Here is a 10,535-nt window from a genome sequence, read left to right as displayed (position 1 = left end):
CTCAACGGTTACAGACTGGTTATTTTTTCAAGTTTATTTCAAAATTTCCTTGTAACCGCTTTTTAATTGTTAACCTATTATATTTTTTAGTTGACAATCAATTTAGCATGTGTTACCATTCCAGTAGAATCTTATACTACATAAGGGAGCCTGATCTCATGAATACAGCAAAAACATTTCAAACAAAGACTTCATCCCCTGCCAAACGACGGATTACAACAAAGGAATTAGTTTTGGCCGGGATGTTTGCGGCAGTTCTTGCCGTAATTTCTCAAATATCTATCCCCTTGCCAACCGGTGTTCCCATAACCATCCAGATCTTTGGAGTAGCACTTATAGGAACCGTATTAGGATGGAGGCTGGGATTTTTAGCAACACTTATTTACATCCTTCTTGGGGCTGTAGGACTGCCCATCTTCTCAAACTTTCGAGGAGGCCTCCAACACTTGATGGGGCTAACCGGCGGTTACATATGGGGCTGGCTTATTATGGTACTCCTCTGCGGCGTCAGACCGAAAACAAGCTGCAAGACTCTTAACACGATTCTTATGTTCCTGCTCCCGGTTCTTGGCACCTTAATAGATGAAACCATAGGAGGTCTTCAATGGGCAGCATTATCCGGTGATATGTCGGTCTTAGGGGTATTTTCCTATTCCATAGTGGCATTTGTTCCCAAGGATATTGTACTTACAGTGATTGCTGTTATTACCGGAATTCCTATCCGAAAAGCCATTTTACGGCAATGATCAATATATTTGCGGCCGGCGCTGATAAAAGCGCCGGCCTTTCTATATTTTAACTATATTCTAATGGCTTGACAGGAAACATTTTGAAATTTAAAATAGATTACAATACTTTAATGTAAATAATTAGAAAGGAAGTTCAGTTTGCCTTTGGCTCACTGGATGGCTGATTTTTTTAATGAAGGCGCGCTTTGCTTGCCTTCATTAAGTAAATTATGCCAAAGAAGGTTCTTTACAGATGATTCAGGATATTTTTCCCCATGTTTTTCATAACGAATTTCAGATAAAAACGCCGCACATGGACAGCTATTTTCTATACTTCCAGGATGGCTGCCTCCTCCTTGACCACAAGAGTTCCACAAAAATCCCCCAATTCGGAGACTTAAAAAACCTAAGCAAAGAAGCCATAGCCTGCTCTGACTATCTTTTTTCCATTGACCAGATGGATTTTTTTCTTGTAGATGAAACCAATATCAGCCTGGCAGAAACAGAATCTCTTTTCTTTTATAAAACAGGCGCATTAAGGGAGCTAAAGCCCATGTGGGTGTCCTTTGCAGCTGTTTCTGCCGGACAGCTTCACCGGTTTTACAGTTCCAACCGGTTCTGCGGCTGCTGCGGATCTCCCATGATGAAAAGTAAAAAAGAAAGATCCATGGTCTGCTCCTCCTGCGGCAATACCGTTTACCCAAAGATTGCTCCGGCCATCATTGTGGCTGTTACTTACAACGGAAAGCTTCTGCTGACCAAGTATGCGGGAAGAGAATACACCCGGTATGCCCTGATCGCAGGCTATACGGAATTTGGTGAGACCCTGGAAGATACTGTGAACCGGGAGGTAATGGAGGAAACAGGCCTTCGGGTCAAAAACATACGCTATTACAAAAACCAGCCATGGGGGTTCAGTGATTCCATTTTAGTCGGATACTGGGCCCAGCTGGATGGTTCTCCACAGGTCTGCCTGGATGAAACAGAATTATCCACAGCAGACTGGATGGCTCCGGAGGATATCCCTGACGACTTCACCAATTTAAGCCTGACCCATGAGATGATTCTTTTATTTAAAAATGGGAAGGTAAAATAAAAAAGAAAATGCAAAAGGCCGTCCCGCGATTCGGGTACGGCCTTTTGCTACCTATTTAAACTTATTTACCGTAGTAAGCTTTTAAATACATTTCCTTAATTTCACTCATAAGAGGATATCTTGGATTTGCGCCTGTACACTGGTCATCAAATGCATTTTCAACCATTTCATCCAGAGTAGCCAGGAAGTTCTTTTCATCAATGCCATAATCCTTAATGGTTGCCTTGATTCCTACTGCCTTCTTTAATTCCTCGATTTTTGCAATGAATTTCTTAAGCAGTTCCGCATCATCCTTGCCATCCAGGCCGCAGAAACGAGCGCATTCTGCATATCTTGCCAGAGTATGAGGATACTCATACTGTGGGAAGGTTCCCATTTTAGCTGGAACTTCACAAGCATTGAACTCCATAACCAAGGTGATCAGCAGCGCATTTGCAACACCATGAGGAAGGTGATGATAAGCGCCTAATTTATGAGCCATGGAATGGCATACACCTAAAAATGCGTTATTAAATGCCATACCAGCCATGCAGGAAGCATCTGCCATCTTACATCTGGCCTCTACATTGGTTCCGTCATTGTATGCGATAGGCAGATAGTTAAATACATTTTTCATGGACTTAAGTGCAAGACCATCCGTATAATCAGAAGCCATTATGGAAGCATAAGCCTCTAATGCATGAGTCATAACGTCAATACCGGAAGCACTTGTAAGGCCCTTTGGCTGACTCATCATGTTGTCCGCATCAACGATAGCCATATTCGGCATTAATTCATAATCTGCAAGAGGATATTTTACCCCTGTTTCCTGGTCAGTAATAACCGCAAAGGAGGTTACCTCAGAACCTGTACCAGAAGAAGTTGGGATGGCCACAAAGTAAGCTTTTTCACCCATTTTAGGGAATGTGTAGACTCTCTTACGGATATCCATAAAGCGCATGGCCATATCCTGGAAGTCCACCTCTGGATGCTCATACATTACCCACATGATCTTAGCTGCGTCCATGGCAGAACCGCCGCCTAAGGCGATAATGGTATCCGGCTGGAATGCCTTCATAGCAGCCGCACCTGCCTGAGCATTTGCCAGGGTCGGGTCTGGCTGAACATCGGAAAATACGGTATAAACGATACCCATTTCATCTAATTTATCTGTAATCGGTTTTGTATAACCGTTCATGTAAAGGAAGGAGTCTGTTACTACAAATGCTCTCTTTTTGTTATATACATCCTTTAATTCACTAAGCGCTACAGGCATACAACCCTTTTTAAAGTAAACCTTTTCAGGATTTCTGAACCACAGCATGTTCTCTCTCCTCTCAGCAACGGTCTTAATATTCAGCAAATGCTTTACCCCAACGTTTTCAGAAACAGAGTTTCCGCCCCAGGAACCGCAGCCCAGAGTCAGGGATGGCTGAAGCTTGAAGTTGTAGATGTCACCGATACCGCCGTGAGAAGATGGGGTATTCACCAGGATACGGCATGTCTTCATAGCCGCTGCATGCTTTGCCATTTTTTCTTTTTCATTTACATTTACATAAAGAGAAGAGGTATGTCCGTAACCGCCGTCAGCAACCAGCTGCTCTGCCTTTTCAATCGCCTCATCAAAGGTTTTTGCCTTATACATAGCCAGAACCGGTGACAGCTTTTCATGTGCAAATTCTTCTTCCAGATTAACGCTCTCAACCTCACCGATCAGGATCTTTGCGGATTCAGGAACTTCCACGCCTGCAAGCTTTGCAATGGTGTGAGCTTTCTGGCCTACGATCTTGGCATTTAACGCACCATTGATAATAATGGTCTTACGTACCTTATTCAGTTCATCTTCCTTTAAGAAATAGCAACCTCTGGCTGCAAACTCTTTTTTAACTGCATCATAAACAGGTTCAAGAACCGTTACAGACTGCTCGGAAGCGCAGATCATACCATTGTCAAAGGTCTTGGAATGGATGATGGAGCTGACTGCCATCTTAATATCAGCCGTATCATCAATGATTACAGGGGTATTACCTGCACCAACGCCAAGGGCTGGTTTTCCGGAAGAATAAGCTGCTTTTACCATACCAGGGCCGCCGGTTGCCAGAATAATATCCGCACTTCTCATGACCTCATTGGTCAGTTCCAGAGAAGGAACGTCGATCCAGCTGATGATCCCTTCCGGTGCGCCAGCCTTAACAGCGGCATCAAGAACCACCTTTGCAGCTGCAATGGTAGAATTCTTTGCACGTGGATGAGGGGAAATTATGATGGCATTTCTGGTCTTTAAGCTGATCAGGGTTTTGAAAATAGCAGTTGAAGTCGGGTTTGTAGTCGGAATAACCGCCGCAATCAGACCAATAGGCTCTGCAATTTTCTTAATGCCATATGCCTTATCTTCTTCGATCACACCACAGGTTTTGGTGTCTTTATAGGAGTTATAAATATATTCTGCAGCATAGTTGTTCTTAATGACCTTATCTTCCACAACACCCATACCGGTTTCTTCTACAGCCATTTTTGCCAGAGGGATTCTTAACTTATTGGCAGCACTTGCTGCTTCATAAAAGATCTTATCCACCTGTTCCTGGGTGAAGGAAGCAAATACTCTCTGAGCCTCTTTCATGGCTTCCATCTTCGCGATCAGAGCATCTACACTATCAATGATCTCAGGAACTCTTACCTGTTGTTCTTTCTTAGCCATCATGATTTTCCTCCAATTTTTAAAATAAGTTAAATAGGTATTTTTATATCGATATTTTTTTAACGATCTATCGTGATTTCATTATATGCTATTGTTATTTTTTTGTCAATGTTATATTTTACAAAAATATACATGGTTCAAGCTATTTTTTATTCAAATCTCATATTTTAAAATTTAATATAATATAATATAAGGTTATTTCTGAGCGCCCTTCTCTTTTTCTAATTAAACATGCTAACGGAAGCCAAAACACTTCCCATAATCAGATGAGCAGCCCTTTTATCTTCACTTGCGCTGCAAGCTCAGACAAGTTATATTGTGAAAACTCTTTTGTTTTCACAATCGGATGAACGGGCTAAGAAGCAGCCCTTTTATCTTCACTTGCGCTGCAAGCTCAGATAAGTTATATTCTGAGCATCTATTTCCCGGTTTATTCTTATAAAAAGGAGGATAAACGGCTTTTGGACGGATTTAAAAACTTGGCAATGCGCATCATGTATGATATAGTAAGCCTTAGAAACGCAGACATATTTGCGCTGAAATATAATTATGTTACCTTAAACATCGTTTTTTCTCAGGTAAGATTATATTTTTTATATACAAGATTAAGGGGATTTTAAAATTATGAAAATTACAATTGGAATTGATCTTGGAGGAAGCACAACTAAAATTGTAGGATTTCAAGATAATAAATTAAAAATTCCTACTTTTGTTAAAGCTGATAACCCAATAGCTTCTCTGTTTGGAGCTCTTGGAAAATTCATCTATGAAAACAACATCCAGTTGAATGAAATTGAAAAAATTATGATCACAGGGGTTGGCAGCGCTTACGTAGAACAGCCCTTATACGGAATTCCTACTTTTAAGGTAGACGAATTCACCTGCAATGGTCTGGGAGGACAATATTTTACTGGACTGAACGACTTAATCGTGGTAAGCATGGGAACTGGAACCTCTCTTGTCCAGGTAAACGGAGATAAAATTACTCATACCGGAGGAATCGGCATAGGTGGAGGAACCATCCTCGGCCTTTCAAGCCTTCTCCTTAAAACCCAGGATATCTCCCAGATCATGGAGCTGGCAAGCCGGGGGAATATAAGCAATGTTGACTTACAGATACAGGATATCTCAAGAACTCCCCTGCCCGGCCTTCCTCTTTCCGCCACAGCCTCTAATTTCGGTAAGGTAAGAAACCTTGTATCCGACGAGGATATTGCCGTGGGAATCATTAATATGGTACTCCAGGTTATTGCGAAATCCGCTATTTTATCTTCACTGAACAGCAATATCACCAATTTTGTCATGACCGGAAATCTGGCAAAATTCCCTCAGTGCAAAGACGTATTCCAAATCCTTGAGCCCATGTTTCATGTCCATTTCATTATACCGGACCAGGCGGAATACGGTACTGCCATCGGAGCAGCACTTGCAGAGAAACGCCATATGGAAATGAAGCAGATTATATGCCCCTCAGATCATATACCTTTGTAGAATTATTGTAAACCAAAATTCTATCAATTCTTTCATGGATTTTGATCAAAAATTCTAACGCTTTTACTATTATAAAAAACCAGGTGCAGCTTTTGCCGCACCTGGTTTTTATGAATGATATCCCAATGCCTGCTCCAAAGCATCCTTTTCCTCGCTTCCAAGCAAAACATCTGTTTCTCCTCTTTCCACTTCCTTAATGTAAACATAGCATCCTTCCCGGCTATGAACGGAATTCAAAACAAAACCGGAATTTGTATAGTCAAGGATTGCCATTGCAAAGCTTAAGTTACCGCCCATCCCTTTAAACGCGTTGTATTTTATAAGTCCAAATTTCTGGAAAGCACTTCTGTAATTCTTGTTGGTATTACGAAGAGAATCCTTATTGGCGCGGTCTTCCGCTTTAAGCTCCGCAATATCCTCCATCTGCTCCATAATAATCTCTTCCAGGGTCTCCGCATCCTTCCCCCTCATAAAATAGTCGTATCTGCGATACAGCTTTCTCATCTGAACCAGACATATGATTACAACGATCAGTAATATCATGGTAATTACGGCTAATCCAATTATTAAAAAAGCAGGATCAACCGGTAACTGATTCAATATACTGTTGTCCATTCTTTCGTCCTCGCTTCTATGATGTTATCTTATGGATTCTATCAACTCTACTATTCTTTCCAATTCTGCCTCAGAATAGTACTCAATTTCCACTCTTCCTTTATTACTGTCTTTCCGGTTAATGCTTACTTTGGTTCCCATGGCAGTTTTCATTCGGTCTTCCAATTCCCTGAATATCAGAAAAATGCTTTCATCCTCTTCCTTTTTTTCCTTTGGCTCTTTTTTCTTCGATAAGGATTTAACAAGCTTTTCCACTTCACGGACACTTAGATTTTCAGCAACGATCCTTCCTGCAATCTGAAATTGCATTTCCGGATCATCAACAGCCAGAAGCGCTCTGGCATGTCCTCCTGTGATCTGGTTTTGTATGAGCATATCCTGGACTCGTTTTTCCAGCTTTAATAAACGCATGCTGTTGGTTATGGTTACCCTGTTTTTTGCTACGCGTGCTGCGATTTCTTCCTGCTTTAATCCAAATTCCTGCATCAGCCTTTGATAAGCCTTGGCTTCTTCAATGGGATTTAAATCTTCTCTCTGTACATTTTCAATCAATGCAATTTCCATTGACTGCTGCTTTGTGTACTCCCGGATCACCACAGGAACTTCTTTCAAACCTGCCAGCTTTGCCGCTCTCCATCTTCGTTCACCGGCAATGATTTCGTAGAAATCCCCCTTTTTTTGTACCAAAAGTGGCTGCAAAACACCATATTCTTTCATGGATTCCGCCAATTCTATGAGGGATTCCTCCCTGAATTCCATTCTTGGCTGATTATGATTCGGTTCAATGGAGGATATTTTGAGGAACAACCCTTTTCCGGCTTCTTGTTCCTCTTGTCCTGTTTCTTTTTTTACAATTGTCTGCTCCGGCTTTGGATGGTTCTTCATTTCCTGTTCCTCTGCCGCAGATTCCATTACTTCATCTCCAAAAATTGCTCCAAGGCCTTTTCCTAAACCCGTTCTCTTTGCCATAATTATATTTCTTCTCCTCTGCTTATTACTTCTGCCGCCAGTAACCGGTAGCTTTCCGCTCCTGCTGATCTGGAATCATATAAATTAATCGGCATTCCATGGCTGGGAGCCTCTGCCAGTCTGACATTTCTGGGTATAATGGTTTTATAGATATTCTGGTTTAAATTATTTTTAACACTTTCCACAACCTCCAGGGAAAGGTTTGTCCTGGCATCATACATGGTAAAAACAACACCTTCCATCTCAAGGGCGGGATTTAGCTTCTTTTTTACCAAATTTACCGTTTTCAGTACCTGGCTCAATCCTTCTAACGCATAATATTCACATTGAATTGGTACTAATACAGTGTTTGCAGCTGTTAAGGCATTAATTGTCAATAGATTCAATGACGGAGGACAATCTATGATAATAAAATCATAGTGTTTCTTGATTTTTTCAAGATATGTTTTGAGGAGTGTTTCCTTGTTCTCGATTTCCAATAATTCAATTTCTGCTCCTGCTAAATCCACATTGGAAGGAAGCAAATCCAGGTTTTCCTGAACATTGGTAATCAGGCATTCTTCAATTTCACACTCTCCTACCAGCAGATCGTATACGGTTCGCTCAATGGAACTTTTTTCAACCCCCAATCCGCTGGTCTCATTTCCCTGTGGATCAAAATCCACAGCCAATACCCGCTGTCTTGATTCCGCAAGACAAGCAGATAAATTGATCGCAGTAGTCGTTTTACCGACTCCGCCCTTCTGGTTTGCTATCGCAATGATTCTTCCCATTTTTAATTTTGCCTCCTAATGAATCAAGGGGATATGCTTTTTTATCCAGTTGATCCACAAATTCAAGGTTAAAAGACTTTTTCCTTTCAACCTTTTCCTGTTATAACATCCGGAAATTGCATTTCAAAGTAGAGTATAGCATACTTTATTTTTTTTTCCTATGGTTTCCTGTAAAAAAAATCTATAAATTACAAAAAATGTTTCACGTGAAACATTTTGCCAGTTTTATTCCTATACTTAGCTGTTATAAGGCTGTATCCAACAAATTTTAACAGGTTTATGGTCAAGTTCTTCCACTAAAAAAGAATATCTGTAAGGTTTTTCCAAGTTTTAAGAATAAATTAATATGTTAGGCGTTGTAAGTCCATATTGATTATATTATAATAAGAAAAGATAAACTCACTTCAGGAGGTAAAATATGAAAACAAAGAACAAATTATTAACCTTGCTTATTTTATCAGCCAGCACTGCTACTGCCACTGCTGTCATAAATAAATGTATTAAATATTCCGCAACCTCCAAAAACATATTGTCCGATTCAAAATCCCTTTGCTATAAATGGCGTTTTGGTAATATTCATTATACAAAAACAGGAACCGGCAAGCCACTTTTACTCATTCATGATTTAACGGCTTGTTCCAGCGGATATGAATGGAATCAAATGATAGATTATTTAAAAGAGCAGTATACCGTATACGCTGTGGATCTTTTAGGATGCGGACGCTCTGAAAAACCGGATCTGACTTATACCAACTATCTATATGTTCAGATGATTTCTGATTTCATCAAATCAGAAATTGGACATCGTACCAATGTCATTGCATCCGGCTCCTCATCACCACTTGCTGTTATGGCATGCAATCAGTCACCGGAATTATTTGATCAGATTATGCTGATTAATCCGGATACCTTACTGTCTTGCAGCCAGATACCAAATAAACATGGCAAAGTTTATAAATTTATTTTGGACTTGCCTGTTTTGGGAACACTGCTCTACCACATTGCTACCAGTAAACAGGCAATTATGGAAGAATTTTCTAATAACTTCTATAATCCTTATTCCGTGAAGACCTCACTGGTTGATGCCTACTATGAATCAGCACATTTAGGAGAATCACCTAAATCCTTGTATGCCAGTGTCAGATGTAATTATACCAAGTGTAACATTGCAAATGCTTTAAAGAAAATCAATAATAGCATTTATATTATTGGGGGATGTGAAATGGAAAACATTAGCGAGATGATCCGGGAATATCAGATATATAATCCGGCCATTGAAAGTTCTTTGATCGGTAACTCCAAATACCTTCCTCAGCTGGAAAATCCTTCTGAACTGTATCGTATTATTCAAATGTTCTTTGTTTAATCAAAATAGTAAAAAATAATGTTTCACGTGAAACATCCACTGCTCAATTATTGATCTAACAGCTTAAGGATGTTTCACGTGAAACATTTTATTTTAACGGCTCCTTTGATGGCAGGCCAGCTTTTCTTGGATACTTTTTAGAGATACCATTATTCTTGACTATCTTAACCAATGACCGTTCCACATCTGTTCCCGGCAATAAAAAGGTTTTCACTTCCTCCACACTTCCGCCTAATAAAAATATGGCGTGTTTTGCGGCAGCCAACTCTTCTTCAATCTTCCCGGATTTATATGGAATAAAATGACCTCCCACTTTTACAAAGGGCATACAGTATTCTGATAAAGTGCTTAAGTTAGCAACTGCTCTGGAGACACAAAAATCATACTGTTCCCGATGGAGAGTGTCTCTTCCCAGGTCTTCTGCCCTCCCGTGGATGGCTTCTATTTTTTCAAGTCCCAAACCATTGATTACTTCATTTAAAAAATTCACCCTTTTATTTAAGGAATCCATTAATGTGATTCTTAAATCAGGAAATGCAATTTTTAGAGGAATTCCAGGAAACCCTGCCCCGGTTCCTACATCAATGATTCTGTAATCCTTTGTACCAATCTCCTCTACTGCTTTTATCAGGGATAAGCTGTCAACAAAATGCTTTGTGATCACTTCATCCATTTCTATAATTGCAGTTAAATTCATGAATTTATTCCATTCTACTAACAACTGAAAATAATTGTAAAATTGATTTATTTGATTTTCTTTCAATTCTATAGATAATAAATTCAATTCTTTCCGGAGATTTTCTTCAAATGCTCCTGTCAT

The 10,535-nt window shown here is 40.0% G+C and carries 9 protein-coding genes; 4 read left to right on the top strand and 5 right to left on the bottom strand.

Annotated elements, in window-relative coordinates:
* Positions 1-158: 158 nt before the first annotated feature.
* Both ABFV83_RS17115 and nudC read left to right on the top strand, forming a co-directional pair.
* Positions 159-746, top strand: a complete 588-nt coding sequence (locus ABFV83_RS17115) for a biotin transporter BioY (protein ID WP_349945519.1) — start codon at positions 159-161, stop codon at positions 744-746.
* 235 nt (positions 747-981) lie between these two features.
* Positions 982-1,824 carry an NAD(+) diphosphatase gene (nudC, locus tag ABFV83_RS17110; protein ID WP_349945517.1) on the top strand — a complete coding sequence of 281 codons (843 nt, stop codon included), beginning with the start codon at positions 982-984 and terminating at the stop codon, positions 1,822-1,824.
* Between the two features lie 61 nt (positions 1,825-1,885).
* On the opposite strand, the gene adhE is transcribed toward nudC, so the two are convergent.
* The gene (adhE, locus tag ABFV83_RS17105) at positions 1,886-4,501 is read right to left on the bottom strand and encodes a bifunctional acetaldehyde-CoA/alcohol dehydrogenase (RefSeq protein WP_349948941.1); all 2,616 of its coding nucleotides are present in this window, start codon (positions 4,499-4,501) and stop codon (positions 1,886-1,888) included.
* Positions 4,502-5,125: 624 nt separating this feature from the next.
* On the opposite strand from adhE, the gene coaW reads away from it, so the two are divergent.
* Positions 5,126-5,992, top strand: coding sequence for a type II pantothenate kinase (coaW, locus tag ABFV83_RS17100; protein WP_349945516.1), 867 nt, complete (start codon positions 5,126-5,128; stop codon positions 5,990-5,992).
* Between the two features lie 108 nt (positions 5,993-6,100).
* On the opposite strand, the gene ABFV83_RS17095 is transcribed toward coaW, so the two are convergent.
* From ABFV83_RS17095 to ABFV83_RS17085, 3 genes are read right to left on the bottom strand one after another with little or no spacing between them, the layout of a single operon-like run.
* Positions 6,101-6,607 (bottom strand): DUF4446 family protein, encoded by a 507-nt coding sequence (locus ABFV83_RS17095; RefSeq protein ID WP_349945515.1) that lies wholly within the window; start codon positions 6,605-6,607, stop codon positions 6,101-6,103.
* Positions 6,608-6,631: 24 nt separating this feature from the next.
* Complete coding sequence (locus ABFV83_RS17090) at positions 6,632-7,576, bottom strand: ParB/RepB/Spo0J family partition protein (RefSeq protein ID WP_349945513.1); 945 nt, start codon at positions 7,574-7,576, stop codon at positions 6,632-6,634.
* Positions 7,577-7,578: 2 nt separating this feature from the next.
* Complete coding sequence (locus ABFV83_RS17085; RefSeq protein ID WP_349945511.1) at positions 7,579-8,349, bottom strand: AAA family ATPase; 771 nt, start codon at positions 8,347-8,349, stop codon at positions 7,579-7,581.
* Positions 8,350-8,767: 418 nt separating this feature from the next.
* On the opposite strand from ABFV83_RS17085, the gene ABFV83_RS17080 reads away from it, so the two are divergent.
* Positions 8,768-9,715 carry an alpha/beta fold hydrolase gene (locus ABFV83_RS17080; RefSeq protein WP_349945509.1) on the top strand — a complete coding sequence of 316 codons (948 nt, stop codon included), beginning with the start codon at positions 8,768-8,770 and terminating at the stop codon, positions 9,713-9,715.
* An 88-nt stretch (positions 9,716-9,803) separates the two neighbouring features.
* On the opposite strand, the gene rsmG is transcribed toward ABFV83_RS17080, so the two are convergent.
* On the bottom strand, positions 9,804-10,535 hold the full coding sequence (gene rsmG, locus ABFV83_RS17075; RefSeq protein WP_349945507.1) for a 16S rRNA (guanine(527)-N(7))-methyltransferase RsmG: 732 nt from the start codon (positions 10,533-10,535) through the stop codon (positions 9,804-9,806).

The organism is Lacrimispora sp. BS-2 (assembly GCF_040207125.1).
GTDB lineage: Bacteria > Bacillota > Clostridia > Lachnospirales > Lachnospiraceae > Lacrimispora.
This window is presented reverse-complemented; position numbering and strand designations above follow the sequence as displayed.